This window comes from Flexivirga oryzae (assembly GCF_014190805.1).
Lineage (GTDB): Bacteria > Actinomycetota > Actinomycetes > Actinomycetales > Dermatophilaceae > Flexivirga > Flexivirga oryzae.
This window is the reverse complement of the sequence record NZ_JACHVQ010000001.1, coordinates 755,275-770,812: the sequence shown is the minus strand read 5'-3', so window position 1 is coordinate 770,812 and position 15,538 is coordinate 755,275. Positions and strand designations below refer to the sequence as shown.

Annotated in this window: 18 protein-coding genes; 7 read left to right on the top strand and 11 right to left on the bottom strand. The window is 69.1% G+C overall.

Annotated features, from left to right (window positions below; genetic code table 11):
• Nucleotides 1-52: 52 nt before the first annotated feature.
• Nucleotides 53-907 (top strand): helix-turn-helix domain-containing protein, encoded by an 855-nt coding sequence (locus tag FHU39_RS03455; protein ID WP_183318998.1) that lies wholly within the window; start codon nucleotides 53-55, stop codon nucleotides 905-907.
• Here the strand turns inward: FHU39_RS03455 and FHU39_RS03450 are convergent.
• Nucleotides 808-2,013: an MFS transporter gene (locus FHU39_RS03450; protein ID WP_183318995.1), complete on the bottom strand. Its 1,206-nt coding sequence runs from the start codon at nucleotides 2,011-2,013 to the stop codon at nucleotides 808-810. The two genes, FHU39_RS03455 and FHU39_RS03450, sit on opposite strands and share 100 nt — an antisense overlap.
• A gap of 75 nt (nucleotides 2,014-2,088) precedes the next feature.
• On the opposite strand from FHU39_RS03450, the gene FHU39_RS03445 reads away from it, so the two are divergent.
• The 3 genes from FHU39_RS03445 to FHU39_RS03435 are packed head-to-tail and all read left to right on the top strand — an operon-like array spanning nucleotide 2,089 to nucleotide 4,095.
• A complete protein-coding gene (locus FHU39_RS03445; protein ID WP_183318993.1) occupies nucleotides 2,089-2,685 on the top strand; it encodes a TIGR03089 family protein in 597 nt (198 codons plus the stop codon).
• 10 nt (nucleotides 2,686-2,695) lie between these two features.
• Nucleotides 2,696-3,469, top strand: coding sequence for a CoA transferase subunit A (locus FHU39_RS03440; protein WP_183318992.1), 774 nt, complete (start codon nucleotides 2,696-2,698; stop codon nucleotides 3,467-3,469).
• The gene (locus tag FHU39_RS03435; protein WP_183318990.1) at nucleotides 3,469-4,095 is read left to right on the top strand and encodes a CoA transferase subunit B; all 627 of its coding nucleotides are present in this window, start codon (nucleotides 3,469-3,471) and stop codon (nucleotides 4,093-4,095) included. The genes FHU39_RS03440 and FHU39_RS03435 overlap by 1 nt, the downstream gene beginning before the upstream one ends.
• A 25-nt stretch (nucleotides 4,096-4,120) precedes the next feature.
• On the opposite strand, the gene FHU39_RS03430 is transcribed toward FHU39_RS03435, so the two are convergent.
• The gene (locus FHU39_RS03430) at nucleotides 4,121-5,167 is read right to left on the bottom strand and encodes a glycosyltransferase family 2 protein (RefSeq protein WP_425484754.1); all 1,047 of its coding nucleotides are present in this window, start codon (nucleotides 5,165-5,167) and stop codon (nucleotides 4,121-4,123) included.
• A gap of 22 nt (nucleotides 5,168-5,189) precedes the next feature.
• Here FHU39_RS03430 and FHU39_RS03425 point away from each other — a divergent pair, with 22 nt between their 5' ends.
• Nucleotides 5,190-6,482 carry an LCP family protein gene (locus FHU39_RS03425; protein WP_246336153.1) on the top strand — a complete coding sequence of 431 codons (1,293 nt, stop codon included), beginning with the start codon at nucleotides 5,190-5,192 and terminating at the stop codon, nucleotides 6,480-6,482.
• Between the two features lie 3 nt (nucleotides 6,483-6,485).
• Here the strand turns inward: FHU39_RS03425 and FHU39_RS03420 are convergent, their stop codons facing one another.
• The 5 genes from FHU39_RS03420 to FHU39_RS03400 all read right to left on the bottom strand — a co-directional run bounded on the left by FHU39_RS03420 (nucleotide 6,486) and on the right by FHU39_RS03400 (nucleotide 10,288).
• Complete coding sequence (locus FHU39_RS03420; RefSeq protein WP_183318988.1) at nucleotides 6,486-6,890, bottom strand: type II toxin-antitoxin system VapC family toxin; 405 nt, start codon at nucleotides 6,888-6,890, stop codon at nucleotides 6,486-6,488.
• The gene (locus FHU39_RS03415; protein ID WP_183318987.1) at nucleotides 6,887-7,087 is read right to left on the bottom strand and encodes a hypothetical protein; all 201 of its coding nucleotides are present in this window, start codon (nucleotides 7,085-7,087) and stop codon (nucleotides 6,887-6,889) included. Before FHU39_RS03415 ends, FHU39_RS03420 begins: the two co-directional genes overlap by 4 nt.
• Nucleotides 7,088-7,104: 17 nt before the next feature.
• Nucleotides 7,105-8,268 carry an acyl-CoA dehydrogenase family protein gene (locus FHU39_RS03410; RefSeq protein ID WP_343065725.1) on the bottom strand — a complete coding sequence of 388 codons (1,164 nt, stop codon included), beginning with the start codon at nucleotides 8,266-8,268 and terminating at the stop codon, nucleotides 7,105-7,107.
• A 102-nt stretch (nucleotides 8,269-8,370) separates the two neighbouring features.
• Nucleotides 8,371-9,174, bottom strand: a complete 804-nt coding sequence (locus tag FHU39_RS03405) for a hypothetical protein (protein WP_183318985.1) — start codon at nucleotides 9,172-9,174, stop codon at nucleotides 8,371-8,373.
• A 106-nt stretch (nucleotides 9,175-9,280) separates the two neighbouring features.
• Nucleotides 9,281-10,288: an LLM class F420-dependent oxidoreductase gene (locus FHU39_RS03400; protein ID WP_183318983.1), complete on the bottom strand. Its 1,008-nt coding sequence runs from the start codon at nucleotides 10,286-10,288 to the stop codon at nucleotides 9,281-9,283.
• A 55-nt stretch (nucleotides 10,289-10,343) separates the two neighbouring features.
• Between FHU39_RS03400 and FHU39_RS03395 the strand changes: the two genes are divergently transcribed.
• Nucleotides 10,344-11,525, top strand: coding sequence for a nucleotide sugar dehydrogenase (locus FHU39_RS03395; protein ID WP_183318981.1), 1,182 nt, complete (start codon nucleotides 10,344-10,346; stop codon nucleotides 11,523-11,525).
• Between the two features lie 43 nt (nucleotides 11,526-11,568).
• Here the strand turns inward: FHU39_RS03395 and purE are convergent, their stop codons facing one another.
• Both purE and FHU39_RS03385 read right to left on the bottom strand, forming a co-directional pair.
• Nucleotides 11,569-12,090, bottom strand: coding sequence for a 5-(carboxyamino)imidazole ribonucleotide mutase (purE, locus tag FHU39_RS03390; protein ID WP_183318979.1), 522 nt, complete (start codon nucleotides 12,088-12,090; stop codon nucleotides 11,569-11,571).
• Nucleotides 12,087-13,262, bottom strand: a complete 1,176-nt coding sequence (locus tag FHU39_RS03385) for a 5-(carboxyamino)imidazole ribonucleotide synthase (protein ID WP_183318977.1) — start codon at nucleotides 13,260-13,262, stop codon at nucleotides 12,087-12,089. The genes purE and FHU39_RS03385 overlap by 4 nt, the downstream gene beginning before the upstream one ends.
• Nucleotides 13,263-13,322: 60 nt before the next feature.
• On the opposite strand from FHU39_RS03385, the gene FHU39_RS03380 reads away from it, so the two are divergent.
• Complete coding sequence (locus FHU39_RS03380; RefSeq protein ID WP_343065724.1) at nucleotides 13,323-13,832, top strand: GtrA family protein; 510 nt, start codon at nucleotides 13,323-13,325, stop codon at nucleotides 13,830-13,832.
• A gap of 19 nt (nucleotides 13,833-13,851) precedes the next feature.
• Here the strand turns inward: FHU39_RS03380 and FHU39_RS03375 are convergent, their stop codons facing one another.
• Entirely contained in the window at nucleotides 13,852-14,838 is a 987-nt protein-coding gene (locus FHU39_RS03375) for a sensor histidine kinase (protein ID WP_183318975.1), read from the bottom strand.
• A 6-nt stretch (nucleotides 14,839-14,844) separates the two neighbouring features.
• Nucleotides 14,845-15,522 carry a response regulator transcription factor gene (locus FHU39_RS03370; protein ID WP_183318973.1) on the bottom strand — a complete coding sequence of 226 codons (678 nt, stop codon included), beginning with the start codon at nucleotides 15,520-15,522 and terminating at the stop codon, nucleotides 14,845-14,847.
• Nucleotides 15,523-15,538: the final 16 nt, after the last annotated feature.

Here is a 15,538-nt window from a genome sequence, read left to right as displayed (position 1 = left end):
TGCCGGAGCCGTCGCCGGGAATGCGCTGCCCCGCCGTACGCCTTGTACCTGCATGGACCGCACCCAACCGACCTGGCGGGTCGACCGCTCGTGCGAGACCGGCCTCGCCGCAGGCGAAGCGCTGCAACCGACCCGTTCCTCCCTGTGGTTGCTGGTGCGCGACGGCTCGGTCAGCCTCGGCCGGGACGAAGCGCTGCTCCTCGGCCGTGGCGACGCCGTCTATCTGCATCACGCGCTGCTGCACCGGGTCCGCGCCGTCTCCGACTCCCAGCTGCTCGTCGCGGAGTTGCAGGCACGAGGCAACAACGCCCCTGACCTGATCGTCGTCCGGGGGTTCGCCGCCAAGCAGAGCGGCGTCGTCGCGTTGCTGGCCGCGTGTCCCGTGCACGGCGAGCTGAAGATCGAGCGGCCGACGGTCATGCGCGCCTACGGCGAGCTGGTGGGATCGGCGATGCTGGCCGAGGGCGAGCGGGCCGCGGACGAGCACCTGCCGTCGACCTCGATCGACCCGCTCGTGCGGGCGGCGGCGGTTGCGATGGCCGCGGACCCGGTGCACAAGTGGACGCTGTGCGAGCTCGCCGCACGGTCGCACGTCGGCACGACCACCCTGGTCGACCGGTTCCGCCGGGCCACCGGTCTCGCGCCGATGCAGCTGTTGCGCCGCCTGCGGGTTCGACGCGCCATGGACGAACTCTCCGGGTCCGACGCCGCGATCGGGACGATCGCCTGGCGCTCCGGTTACGGCTCCGCCGAGGCGTTCGTCCGGGCGTTCCGTGCCGAGACGGGCACCACTCCCGGTCGGTGGCGTCAGTCGGCACGTGGCACCAGCCGGATGGCGCCGAACCCGGCCGCGGCGATCGCGGCCGCCACCGCACCGACGGCCATCGCGGTCCAGACATCCCGGTGATCGACGATCGCTCCGCCGACGACGGCGCCGATCGTGATCGCGACCTGGAAGGCGGTCACCTGCAGCGCGACCGCTGACTCGACCCGCCGTGGCTCGATCCGCGACACCCACAGTTGGGTGGTGACCGGCACCATGTTGAAGCCGACACCCCACGCCAGGACGGCACCGGCCACCACCACGGCGTTGGGGTGTGCGGTCATCACGATGAGCCCCGCAGCAAGGATCACCGGGGCGAGCACCACTCCGAGCTGCAGGCGGGACGACAACCAGCCCCCGGCGAGGTTCCCGATCAGGCCGCCGATCCCCCACAGCAGGAGCAGCACCGCGACAGCGGAGGGCGTCACCGAGTGCAACGCGACCCGGATGTACGGGTACGCCGCGAAGTTGCCGAACGCCACCAGGGTGACCATCGCGGCTCCGGCGAGCAGTCGCGGGTTCCCCAGCACCTGGCGCATCATCTCCGGCCCGGCCCCGGGATGCGCCGGAACGGAGGGGATCACGCGGGCCAGCGCCAGGCCCGAGGCGGTCGTCGCGACGATGAGACCACCGAAGACCGCGCGCCACCCGATCCGGTCGCCGAGTGTCGAGGCCAGCGGCACACCGACGATGGTCGCGACGCTCGTGCCCAGCGACATCGCGGTGGAGACGAGGGCCGGGCGGCCCGTGACGGCCAGCCCCACGCCGAAGGTGAACGTCCAGTAGCCGGCGACCGCCACCCCGAGCAGCATCCGGCCCACCAGCAGCACCCCCAGCGTGGGTGCGACCGCGACCAGTGCGTTCGAGATCAGCGCCAGGACCATCAGCCCGAGCAGCACCCGGCGGCGGTCCACCCGTGGCAGCACCGAGGCAATCGTCGGTGCCGTGACCGCACCGGCCAACGCCGTCGCAGCGACTGCCAGCCCCGCGCGCCCCTCGCTGACGTGCAGGTCGTGGGCGAGCAACGGCAGCACGCCGGCGGGGACGAACTCCGACCCCACCAGCACCGCCGTACCGCCCGCGAGGGCCAGCGCGGTGATCGCCGGTCGCGGGGTCGGTGCGGTGTCGGTCGCGAGCGGCGGGGTCGTGCGCGTCTGTTCGGAGCAGGTCACCCGTCCAGCATCCGTCATTGCCGGTCCCTCGCCTGGATCGAGCGACCCGGGTCATTGATCGGACGACCGAGGGCGTCGACCTAGGCTGGTCCGGTGAACTCCGATGACCTCCGCACGGCACTTCTGGCCGGCGACCTGACCCGCCCGCGACTCACCTGGTACGACGGCGGGACCGGCGAGCGAGTCGACCTCTCGGGCAAGACGCTTGCCAAATGGGTTGCCAAAGCAGCGAACTGGCTCGACCAGGAGATGGCGTTGTCCCCGGGCGACCGGTTGAGCCTGACGATCCCGGCGGACCATTGGCGGGCGATCTACTGGTCGCTCGCCGGGTGGACCCGAGGGCTCGTGGTCACCACCGAGTCCGACGCCGACGCCGCGGTGACGCTGGAGGGCGGCTCCGGATCGGCCGACCTGGTCGAGCCCGCGGCAGCGCTCGCGCCGAGCCCGCTGCAGGCGTTCTCGGACGCGATGCCGCCGCCCGTCGGGCCGGCCGAGTATGCCGCCCCCGAGCTGCCGGGTGACCTCCCCGCGGGCAGCCGGGTTCTGCTCGGGGTGACCGCCGCCCAGCGTGCGCCGGAATGGGCCGCTGCGCTGATGGGGCACGGCTGTTCGGTGGTCGTGATGCGCAACTTCGAGGGCGAGATCGGTCCCGAAAAGAGGGCATCCGAAGCGGTCGAGGTCGTCTTGTAACCTCCGTCACATGGACAAAGTCGTTTCTTCGGCAGCTGAGGCCGTGGCCGACATCCCGTCTGGCGCATCTCTTGCGGTGGGTGGGTTCGGCTTGTGTGGTATCCCCAGTGTGCTGATCCAGGCACTGCACGACACCGGCGTCACCGATCTGGAGGTGATCTCGAACAACTGCGGCGTCGATGACTGGGGGTTGGGGATCTTGTTGGCCGACAAACGGATCCGCCGCATCATCGCCTCCTACGTCGGGGAGAACAAGGAATTCGCCCGCCAGTACCTGCACGGCGAACTCGAAGTCGAACTGACCCCGCAGGGCACCCTCGCCGAGAAGCTACGCGCCGGCGGCGCCGGCATACCCGCCTTCTACACCGCCACCGGAGTCGGCACCCAGATCGCCGACGGCGGCATGCCCTGGCAGTACGCCGCGGACGGCACGGTGCTGATCGCCTCGCCGGCCAAGGAGACCCGCGACTTCACCCTCACCGGCACCAGCAAACCCTACGTGCTGGAGGAATCGATCGTGGCCGACTACGGGCTGGTCCGCGCCGCCACAGGCGACCGACACGGCAACCTGGTCTTCCACAAGTCCGCCCGCAACTTCAACCCCTTGTGCGCCATGTCCGGAAAGATCAGCATCGCCGAGGTCGAAGAACTGGTCGAACCCGGCCAGATCGACCCCGACGACGTCCACTTGCCCGGCATCTACGTACACCGCGTCCTACCCCTGACACCCCAGCAAGCAGCCGACAAACGCATCGAGAAGACCACCACCAGGCAGGCAAACTGATGGCACGCACCCGCAACGAGATGGCCGCCCGCGCCGCCCAGGAACTACACGACGGCGACTACGTCAACCTCGGCATCGGCCTACCCACCCTGGTACCCACCTACGTACCCGACGACGTCGAACTCGTCCTGCAGTCCGAGAACGGGCTGCTCGGGTTCGGCGCCTACCCCACCCCCGATCAGGTCGACGCCGACCTGATCAACGCCGGCAAGGAAACCGTCACCCTGCGCCCCGGCGCCTCGATCTTCCACTCCGCGATGAGTTTCGGGATGATCCGCGGCGGCAAGATCGACGCCGCGATCCTGGGCGCCATGCAAGTCTCCACCACCGGCGACATCGCCAACTGGACCATCCCCGGCAAAATGATCAAAGGCATGGGCGGCGCCATGGACCTGGTCCACGGCGCCAAGAAAGTCATCGTCCTGATGGAACACACCGCCAAAGACGGCTCCCCCAAAATCCTCACCCACTGCACCCTGCCCCTGACCGGGCAAAAAGTCGTCCAACGCATCATCACCGACCTCGCCGTCATCGACATCACCCCAGACGGCCTACACCTGGTCGAAACCGCACCCGACGTCACCGAAGACGAAGTCCGCAACAAGACCGGCGCACCACTGCACTGACAACCTCCCCGCAAAGGGGCCGTGGTCACTCCGTGACCACGGCCCCTTCGCGTCCCGGGAGGTCGTCGTCGAGTCGGATCCGGCTGGCCAGGAAGCCGAGCCCCCACGCGATGTGCATGGTCGCGAGGACCGGCGGCACCCGCAGCCGGACACCCGGAGCCTTCCCGGCGGAGATCGCCGTACCCCCGACGGCCACGGCGGCGACATACGCCGCCGGAACCAGCCACAGCGGGCGCCATACGAACCCACCGACCGCACCCGCGGCGATCGCTACGACGGCCGCCGGCGGAGCGAGGTAGCGCGCGTTGATCGATCCCTTGTGCCTTCGGGCGACGACACGTCGCCATTGGCCGTACTGCTTGTACTGCCGCGCGAGCGTGCGGAACGAGCCACGTGGCCGGTAGGTCACCTTCAGGTCGGGGGTGAACCACACCAGCCCGCCGGCCGAGCGGATCCGGAAGTTCATCTCCCAGTCCTGTGCCCTGGTGAAGCGCCCGTCGTAGCCGCCGACGCGGTCCAGCCACCGGCGCCGGAAGACGCCGAGGTAGACGGTCTCGGCCGGTCCGGCCTGACCACCGAGCTTGAATTTCGCGCCGCCCACGCCCAGTTTCGATTTCATCGCCACGGCAACTGCGCATTCGAAGTCGGTCGTGCCCTCCGCATCCATGATCCCCCCGACGTTGGCGGCACCGGTCGCGTCGAGCGCGCGCAGGGCGGTCGCCAGGTAGCCGTGGGATAGGATGCCGTGGCCGTCGACCCGGGCGATGACGTCGTATGACGAGGCGGCGATCGCCGCGTTCAGGGCGTCCGGGGTCCGGCCGGTCGGATTCGTGACAAGTTTCACACGCTCGTCGGCGTCGCGCAGCCGCCGCGCCACCTCGTCGGTGCCGTCCGTGGAGGGGCCGAGCGCCAGCACGACCTCGAGCGGGCAGGGCGCCTCCTGCCGCAGGATGGCGGCGACCGACTCGGCCAGGTGCCGTTCCTCGTTGAGGATCGGCATGATCACCGAAACGCCGTCGGTCGGTTGCGATTCGGGGGTTGGCACGCGTGGCAGATTACACGGCGTCCCCATGTTGTCGCGTTACGCTCGTGCGATGCCCGAGGACGACGAGCCGATCACGATCGACACCCGCAGAGGTGCCGGTGGCCCGAGGCGGCCTCGACGCCGGCCGGCGGAGGAGCCGCAGGAGATCCCGGTGCGCCCGGAGCGCGGCGCAGCCGGGCCGGCGCAGCAGCGCCCCGACTCCACACGGGTCATGCCCGCCGGGCGACGCGACTACCCGCAGGACCGGGGTGCCGCGCCTCGTGGCCCCGGTGGCCCCCGCCAGAGCGGTCCCGGTGGTCCCCGCCAGACGGGCCCGGGAGGGCCGAACCGGCCGCAGTCCGCACGCCCCGCCGCCGCACCACCGCGCCGCCGCAAGCGCCCCTGGTTGCGTGTCCTGACGGTCGTCGTCCTGGTGATCGCCCTGTGGGCCGGTCTCCTGGTCTGGGCCGGCCTGTCGGCATGGGGCAAGGTGACCAAGGTCGACGCGTTCCCCAGCGGTGACCGGCCGTCCGCGGGCAAGGGCACCAACGTGCTGCTCGTCGGGTCGGACTCGCGCGCCGGTCTCACCGCCGCGCAGGGCCGGGCGCTCGGCACCGGTGGCAGCAGCGTCGGCGGCGGCACCGGGCGCACCGACTCGATCATGGTGCTGCACATGCCCGACAGCGGGTCGCCGACGCTGGTCAGTTTCCAGCGCGACTCCTGGGTGAGCATCCCGGGGCACGGCAGCGGCAAGATCAACGCCGCCTTCGCGTACGGCGGCCCGAAACTGCTGCTGCAGACGGTCGAGCAGGCGTCCGGGCTGCGCATCGACAACTACATGGAGATCGGCTTCGGCGGCTTCGCCGGCGTGGTGGACTCCGTCGGCGGGGTGCGGATGTGCATCCCGCAGGACGTCGACGACAAGGACGCCCACATCAACCTGAAGAAGGGCTGCCAGGTCCTCAACGGCAAGAACGCCCTGGGTTATGTGCGCTCCCGGCACGCATTCGCGACCGGTGACCTGGCGCGCGCGCAGCACCAGCGGGAGTTCCTCGCGGCGCTGATGAAGAAGATCGCCACCCCGACGAACCTCCTGATGCCCTGGCGGGTCAAGAGCATCGGCGGCGCGGCCGCGAAGGGTCTGGCCGTCGACAAGGGGATGTCCCCGATCCGGGCGTTGAAGATCATGTGGGCGCTCAAGGGCGTCAGCAACGGCGGGGTCTCGGTGCAGGTGCCGGTCGCCAACGCCAACTACTACGTCGCCGGCCAGTCCGCGGTGCTGTGGGACAAGACGCGTGCCACCCAGCTGTTCAACGACCTGCGCAACGACAAGCCGGTGACCGCCCAGCCCAGCGAGTCCTGACGCTCAGGGCCAGGTTTCGATCTCGGCGTCGTGCCCGGGTGCGCGGCCGAACTTCCGGTCGTCGGTGAGCAGCGGCGTCTGGAGCGCTTCCGCGAGCGCGACGTAGAACCCGTCGTATGCCGCGAAGTTGCTCCGTAGCTCGAGCACCCGCGACTGCAACGGCACCATCGGGTGCCGCGCGATGGGCAGGTCGACGAAGTCCGTGATCATCGCGGCCGCTCGTGACGTGGTGATCGCCGTTCCTGCCTTCGTCGACAGGAGGAGCCCGCGGACCGCGGAGGTCACCTCGGCGTCGATCAGGGCCGGGGCATGCACGAGGCGTTCGTGACCGAACCGCTCGCGCAAGCCGCTGTCGTCCGGTCCAGCCAGCAGGAGCCGTACGACGATGGACGCGTCGACAACCGTCATCGCCGTCCGTCGGCGATGAACGACCGCACATCCTCAGCGGTGCCCTCGACGGGTTGACGCGTCGCGATCCGGGAGAGGACGTCCCCCATCGGCGGCCGAGAGGTGTCGTCGTGAATGAGTTCGCGCAGGTACTGCGACAACGAGATGCCGCGTGCCGCCGACCGGGCACGCAACTCCTGCACGTCTTCGGACGGCACATTCCGGGCGGCGGCCTCTACTTGAGCAGCTGACGCGCCATCACGACGCGCTGGATCTGGTTGGTGCCCTCGTAGATCTGGGTGATCTTGGCGTCGCGCATCATCCGCTCGACAGGGTGGTCCTTGACGTATCCGGCACCGCCCAGCAGCTGCACGGCGTCGGTGGTGACCTCCATCGCGACGTCGGAAGCGAAGCACTTGGCGGCGGCACCGAAGAACGACAGGTCGGCGTCCTGGCGCTCCGACTTCGCCGCGGCGGCATACACCATCTGGCGGGCGGCCTCGAGCTTCATCGCCATGTCGGCGAGCATGAACTGCAGACCCTGGAACTCCGCGATCGCCTTGCCGAACTGCTTGCGCTCCTTCACATAGCCCAGCGCGTAGTCCAGCGCGCCCTGGGCGATGCCGACGGCCTGCGCACCGATGGTGACGCGGGTGTGGTCCAGCGTGCGCAAGGCGATCTTGAGGCCCTCACCGGGGTCGCCGATCATCCGGTCGCCGGGAATGCGGCAGTTGTCGAAATGCAGTTCGCGGGTCGGCGAGCCCTTGATGCCCAGCTTGCGCTCCTTCTCGCCGAAGCCGAAGCCCTCGTCGGACTTCTCGACGACGAACGCGCTGATGTTGCGGCCGCGCGGCCCGTCGGGATCGGTGACCGCCAGCACCGTGTAGAACTCGGACTCGCCGGCGTTGGTGATCCAGGACTTCTGCCCGTTCAGGATGAAGTCGTCGCCGTCGGCCGTGGCCTTGCACCGCATCGACGCGGTGTCGGACCCGGCCTCGCGTTCGGACAGCCCGTAGGAGAACATCGCCTCGCCGCGCGCCAACGGGGGCAGGTACTTGCTCTTGATCTCGTCGTTCGCGGCCAGGATCACCGGCATCGAGCCGAGCTTGTTCACCGCCGGGATCAGCGACGAGGACGCGCAGACCCGCGCGACCTCCTCGATGACGATGCAGGTCGCCAACGCGTCGGCGCCGACACCGTCATACTCCTCGGCGATGTGCGGCGCGTGGAAGTCGGACGCGACCAGTGCCTCCAACGCGGCACGCGGGAACTCGCTCTTCTCGTCCACCTCCGCCGCGTGCGGCGCGATCTTGTCCTCCGCCACGGCGCGCACGGCCTCGCGCAGCATCTCGTGGTCCTCGGAGGTCTTGAACAAGTCGAATTCAGTGTCAGAGCTCACGATTGAAGATCCTACTCATCAGTACGGTCTGGCTCACCGGTCGATCCCTCGCATGATCTCACGGTCGGCGGGCGGACATCACGCGAGTCGGTGCATGGATCGTCAACCCAATACCCAGCGGCGGCGCGTCCACAGCTGCCAGCGCTCGAGCACCTCGCCGCCGAGTGCCAGATGCAGGCGCTCGCCGAGGTCGGTCGCGTTGAACAGGATCGGCCGGGCCTCGTCGTACCGTGCCGCCAGATCGAACGCCAACTGGGTCAGGGACAGGGCCGCATGGCTCCGCCGGGCCGTCCGGCGTACACCCATCCCCCAGGCAGAGAACGCCTCGGGCCCGATCGTCGCCAGACCACAGCCGACGAGTTCGCCCCCCGGATCGAAGATGCCCCAGGCGATGGCGTCGGCTCTGCTGAGGACAGCTTCGTTGAATAGCGCCCGGCCGAGACTGTCCGGGCCGGCGAACGCGTCGGTTACGCAGTCCCGTGCGGCCGGAATGTCCTCGATCGTGAGCAGGCGTGCATGCGGATCGTGTGCCGAACGCCGCGGGTACTGGCGCATGAAGGGCACATCCCGCACATGCGCCCAACCAGCTGCCGCCAAGACGTCGCCGGCGGACGTGGCACCGGGAGGCAGGAACACCATGGCTGGAACACCGTGCCGTTCGACCGCCTCGAGGACGCGCTCGGCCTGCACGGATGCGTGCTGCCCACCCAGCATCGCCAGGTTGTAGTCCGCATTGTCGACACCGGAGAACATCAACCAGGAATCGTCGTCCTGCCAGAAGTCGAGAGTGGCCAGCGGGCGAGTTGCTCCGCCGAGCGCATGCCGCAGACGGCGCAACTCAGCCTCACCGATCGCTGGTGAACCTCCCCAGGACCGGGCGTCGACCGGCTGCGACTCGATGCCCACTTGCCCACTCCCGGCTGGCCCCATCACGCTCGCGCGCTCCTAGCCGGATCGTAACCAGAGCAGTTCGTTCCCGCAGCGCTTTGCCCGATGTCGTCGCCGGGGGTCGTCAGCCGAGGGCCGGCATGATCTCGCGCTCGAACCGCTCGATGGTCGACCGGTCGTAGGCGGCGTCCGGGAAGTAGGTGATCGCGTAGGAGAGGCCGGACGTGCGCATCGCCTGCAACGCCTCCACCACCTGCTCGGCGGTGCCGACGGTCGGTTGCGTCCGCAACGACCGATCGACGTGCCGGGTCGCATCGGAGATGGACATGCCGCCCTGCACCATGCGTGCCGTGACCGCGGCCAGCTTCTCGTCGAGCTCGGCCCGGTTGTCGGCGATCACCACGTTCGTGTTGCCGGTCAGCGTGATCTCATCGAAGTCGCGCCCGACGTCCTGGCAGTGTGCCTTCAGGATCTCGGTCTTCGCTGCGAACTCCTCGGGGTTGCCGAAGTAGTTGGTGTAGTCGGCGTACTGTGCGGCGATCTTCAGGGTGACCTTCGGGCCGCCGCCGGCGACCCAGATCGGGATGCGGTTGGCCGCGCTGCTGGTCTGCAGCGGCTGCGGGAAGCACAGCGCGCCATCCACCTGGTAGTACTTGCCGTCCAGTGTCGCCGAACCGGTCGTCCACATCTGCCGGAAGATCTCGACGCCTTCTCGCAGCCGACCCAATCTCTCACCGGCAGAAGGGAATCCATAGCCGTAGGCGCGCCACTCGTGCTCGTACCAGCCGCCGCCGATGCCCATCTCGATGCGCCCGCCGCTGATGTGGTCGATCGTCGCGGCGACTTTGGCCAGGTAGGTCGGCTGACGGTAACTCATGCAGGTGCACATCTGACCCAGCCGCACACGCTCGGTGATGCCGGCGAAACCGGCCATCAGCGACCACGCCTCGTGGGTGGCTTCCTGCGACGCCCTCGGGGTGGTGTGGAAGTGGTCGTAGACCCACACCGACTCCCAGGCGGGTGTCGCATCGGCATACCGGACCAGGTCGCTCATCACCTCCCAGTGCTGCGCGGGATCGATGTCGACCAGGTCATAGCGCCATCCCTGCGGGATGAACAGCCCGAATTTCATGTGGTGTCAACCTTTCGGCAAGAGGTTCTTCCAACCAGCGGGTAGCGTATGCCGCATGTCCTCGCGCTCCAAGATTGCCGTTGTCGGCACGGGTTATGTCGGTCTGTCCATGGCCATTCTCTTCGGATCGGTCGCCGACGTCGTCGCATTCGACATCGACGCCGACCGCATCGCGTCGCTGCAACAGGGCCGCAGCCCGATCAGCGACGCGGAGATCGAGGACGCCCTCGCGACCGCGGGCCTGTCGCTGCGCTTCACCCTCGACAAGCGGGAGGCGTATGACGAGGCGGACTTCGTCGTCATCGCGACGCCGACCAACTACGACCCGGAGACCAACTACTTCGACACCTCGACGGTCGAGAGCGTCATCGCCGACGTCGCAGCGCTGAACCCCTCGGCCACGATGGTGATCAAGTCGACGATCCCGGTCGGTTTCACCGAGGACGTCAGCAAGCGCCTCGGCACCAGCAACGTGATCTTCTCCCCGGAGTTCCTGCGCGAGGGCAAGGCGCTCTGGGACAACCTGCACCCGTCCCGGATCGTCGTCGGCGAGCTCAGCGACCGCGCACGGCGTTTCGCCGACCTGCTGGTCGCAGCGGCCGAGGACAGCGACATACCGGTGTTGCTGACCGAGCCGACCGAGGCGGAGGCGATCAAGCTGTTCGCCAACACCTATCTCGCGATGCGCGTCGCCTACTTCAACGAACTGGACACGTTCGCGTCACTGCACGGGCTCAACAGCCGGCAGATCATCGAAGGTGTCGGCCTCGACCCTCGCATCGGGAAGCACTACAACAACCCGTCGTTCGGGTACGGCGGCTACTGCCTGCCCAAGGACACCAAGCAGCTGCTGGCCAACTACGAGGACGTCCCCCAGACGCTGATCGGCGCGATCGTGTCGGCGAACACCACCCGCAAGGACTTCGTGGCGGCCGACATCGTGGCGCGCGCGCCCAAGGTGGTCGGCATCCACCGGCTGATCATGAAGTCCGGATCGGACAATTTCCGCGCGAGCAGCGTGCAGGGCATCATGAAGCGCATCAAGGCCAAGGGCATCGAGGTCCTCGTCTACGAACCGGAGCTGGACGCCGAGGATTTCTTCGGCTCACGGGTCACCCACGACCTGGCAGAGCTGAAGCAGAAGTCGGACCTCATCGTCGCCAACCGACGCACCGAGGATCTCGCGGACGTCGCCGAAAAGGTCTACACCCGTGACCTTTTCGGGTCCGACAGCTAGGTACGGCGGCGGGCAGCCCCGCCCAACTCGCTACTGTCGTCAGTTATTCGTCCTCTCGCGCGACCTCTGCACGCAGCGCGGCACCCTTGGCGTGTGCCTGATCCCTCAGCTCGACCTGGAAGTCGCGCATCGCGGCGCGCAACCGGGCGCCCTCCTCGTCTGGCGCCGACGCCAGGATCCGTGCCGCGAGCAGGCCCGCGTTGCGTGCACCGCCGATCGACACCGTCGCCACCGGCACGCCGGCCGGCATCTGCACGATCGACAGCAGCGAGTCCATCCCGTCGAGATACTTCAGCGGCACCGGGACGCCGATGACCGGCAGGGTGGTCACCGACGCCAGCATGCCCGGCAGGTGGGCGGCTCCCCCGGCACCGGCGACGATGACCCGCAGGCCGCGCTCGGCCGCCTGCTCGCCGTACGCGATCATCTCGGTGGGCATCCGGTGTGCCGAGACCACGTCGGCCTCGTAGTCGACGCCGAACTCGTCCAGCGCCTCCGCGGCCGCCCGCATGACCGGCCAGTCCGAGTTGCTGCCCATCACGATGCCGACCACCGGTGCGCTCATGCTGTGACCGTTCCTTCCAGATAGTCGGCCGCGTGCCTCGCCCGCGCGCGCAGGTCGTCGAGGTCCTCGCCGTACACGTTGACGTGCCCGATCTTGCGGCCCGGGCGCACGCCCTTGCCGTAGAGGTGCACCTTCAGACCCGGGTCACGGGCGAGCAGGTGCTTGTAGGTCGGATAGAGCTCGTCGTAGTCGCCGCCGAGCACGTTGCCCATCACGGTCCAGGTCGCGCGGGGCGACACCGCACCGAGCGGCAGGTCGAGCACGGCACGCAGGTGCTGCTCGAACTGGGAGGTGACCGAGCCGTCCATCGTCCAGTGGCCGCTGTTGTGCGGCCGCATCGCCAGCTCGTTGACCACGTATGACGGGGCGGTGCCCGGTGCACCGGCGATCTCGAAGATCTCGACCGCGAACACCCCGGTGATGTCGAGTTCACCGGCCAGCGTGAGGGCCGCCTGCGAGGCCTGTGCGGCCAGTGCCGGGTCGAGCCCCGGCGCGGGCGCGAGCACCTCGGTGCAGATCCCGTCGGTCTGCACGGTCTGCACGATCGGCCACACCGCCGCCTGCCCGGACGGGCTGCGTGCGGTCAGCACCGCCAGTTCGCGCGTGAACGGCACTCGCTCCTCGGCCAGCAGCACCTCGCCGTGCGCGAACCAGTCCGCGGCGTCCGGGCCGGACCCGACGAGCCGCACGCCCTTGCCGTCATACCCACCGCGGGGTGTCTTGAGCACCACCGGCCAACCGTGCACGTCACCGAAGGCGGTCAGCTCGGCCTCGCCGCGCACCGCCGCCCACGCCGGGCACGGCACACCCAGCTCGGTCAGCCGCTCCCGCATGGCGAGCTTGTCCTGCGCGAAGACCAGGGCCTCGGGCTTGGGATGCACCGGGACACCCGTGTCGACCAGGGCCTGCAACACCTCGGGGGGCACGTGCTCGTGGTCGAACGTCACCACGTCGCACTCCTTGGCGAAGGCGAGCACGTCGTCGACGTCCAGATGGGAGCCGACGGGTGCCGACGGAACCACCAGGGCCGCTGCTGCGTCGGCTGATTCGGAGAGGATGCTGAGAGTGAGTGAGAGATTGACGGCCGGCGGCTGGCACATGCGGGCGAGCTGCCCGCCACCGATGATGCCGACCACCGGAAAGCCGCCGGGGGCGCGCCTGGGGGAAGTCACGCAGTCACCTTACAGAGGGCTCACGGGCTATCCGGACCCTCGGCCCGTAGGCTGAAAGGCGTGACAGGGGAAAAGATCGTCGACCTGGCGCGCTCGCTCTGGCGTGAGCTCGCCAAGTTCGGCGTGGTCGGGGTCGTCAACATCTTCATCGACATGGGCCTGTACAACCTGCTCATCGCCGGACCCATGGCGAGCAAGATCACCGCAGCCAAGATCGTCAGCGGCGCCGTGGCCACGTTGTTCGCCTGGGTGGGCAACCGCTTCTGGACGTTCCGGCACCGTCGCAACCGGCCGGTGCATCACGAGGTGTTGCTCTTCCTGGTGGTCAACGGCATCGCGCTCGGCATCTCGGCACTGTGGGTCGCGTTCGCGCACTACACGCTGAACCTCGAGGGCCGCTTCTGGCTCAACGTCAACGCCATCATCAGCATCGGGTGGGGCACGATCTTCCGGTTCTGGGCCTACAAGCGCTTCGTCTTCCGCAACGAACCGGTCACGGAGCAGCCGGTCACCGAGGCACTCGCCGAACCGTTCGAGCACGACCGGCATCGCAGCGAGCAGTCCGCCTGACCTGCCGGTGTATGACGCCTCAGCCTTTCGGCGGGTGCAACGCCGACGGGGCGGCCTCGCCCTCCGAGAGGAACAGCGCGAACACCGCGGGTTGCGCACTGCGCAACTCCAACCGCCCGCCGTTGGCGCCGGCGAGGTCACGTGCCAGCGCGAGGCCCAGCCCCGTGCCGCCGGTGCTGACGCGACGTTTGAAGATGTGCGGCGCGATCGCCGGGTCGACGCCGACACCCTGATCGCTGACCTCCACGACCACCGACGGGCCGTTGCGGCGGGCCTTCACCTCGACCGTCCCGGTGCCGTGCTGCAGGGTGTTCTCCAGCAGGGTGGCCAGGATCTGCGACAGCCCGCTGCGGCTGGCCACCACCTGCAACCCGCGCTCCCCACTGACCTTCACACTGCGCCGGGCCCCCGCGAACGCCGGTAGCCACTCGCGTTGCAGCTCGGCGATGACCGAGTCGAGCGAGATCGTCGGAAGCGGCCCGGACGGCGTCTCGCGGGCCCGCTGCAACAGCTTGTCCACCACGGTCGTGAGCCGCTCGACCTGCGCGATCCCGACCGTGGCCTCCTCGTGGATCTGCCCGATGTCGTCGCTGATGGAGATCTCGTCCAGCCGCATCAGCAGGGCGGTCAAGGGGGTCCGCAGCTGGTGGCTGGCGTCCGACGCGAAGTCACGCTCGGCCGCGAGGGTTGCCGTCAGCTCGGCGGCGCGCCCCTCGAAAACCTGCGAGATACGGTCGATCTCGTCGATGCCGCTGCGCAGCGGTTCGAAGATCACCGGGCCGTCCTCGACCCGCTCGGCGCGCCGCGTCAACTCCTCGACCGGGCCGGCCGTGTCCTCGGCCTCCTGCGCGGTGGTCCACCAGACCAGGGCCGCCCCGATCAGCGCCGCGACCACCAGCACCGCACGCTGCCACCAACCGGGCACGAGCACCAGCGCCGGGATGAGGACGAGCAACACCGCGGGAGCGGCTATCCGGGGGCCCGCCCGCAGGAGTCTGGCGCGCAAGAGCTATCAATCTCCGCCGGTGGGCTCGAACCGGAAGCCGACCCCTCGGACGGTGGTGATGAATCGGGGGCTGGTCGCGTCGTCGCCCAGCTTGCGCCGCAGGACCGACACGTGCATGTCGAGGGTCTTGGTCGAGCCGAGCCAGGCGGTCTCCCAGATCTCGTGCATCAACTGCTCACGGGAGACGACCTTGCCCTGCTCGCGCACCAGGACGCGCAGCAGCTCGAACTCCTTTGCGGTCAGCTGCAACTCGTTGTCACCGACGAACGCCCGCCGTGCCTCGGCGTCGAGACGCACCAGCGGTGCGACCTCGGCCTCGTCGGGCGGGGTGCGGCGCAGCAGCGCCCGCGCGCGGGCGAGGAGTTCGGCGAGCCGGAAGGGCTTGGTCACGTAGTCGTCGGCGCCGGCGTCGAGGCCGACGACCGTGTCGACCTCGTCCGCACGGGCGGTGAGGATCAGCACCGGGACGCTGCTGCCGGAGTTGCGCAGCCGGCGACATACCTCGAGCCCGTCGATCGACGGCAGGCCCAGGTCGAGGATGACCAGGTCGGGACCGCTCTGTGCTCCGTCGAGCGCGGCGAGCCCGTCCTCCCGGACGTCGACGGTGTAACCCTCCCGCCGCAGCGCGCGCGCCAGCGGCTCGGAGATTGCAGGGTCGTCCTCGGCCAGCAAGACTCGGGTCATGGTGGCGATAGTAGTT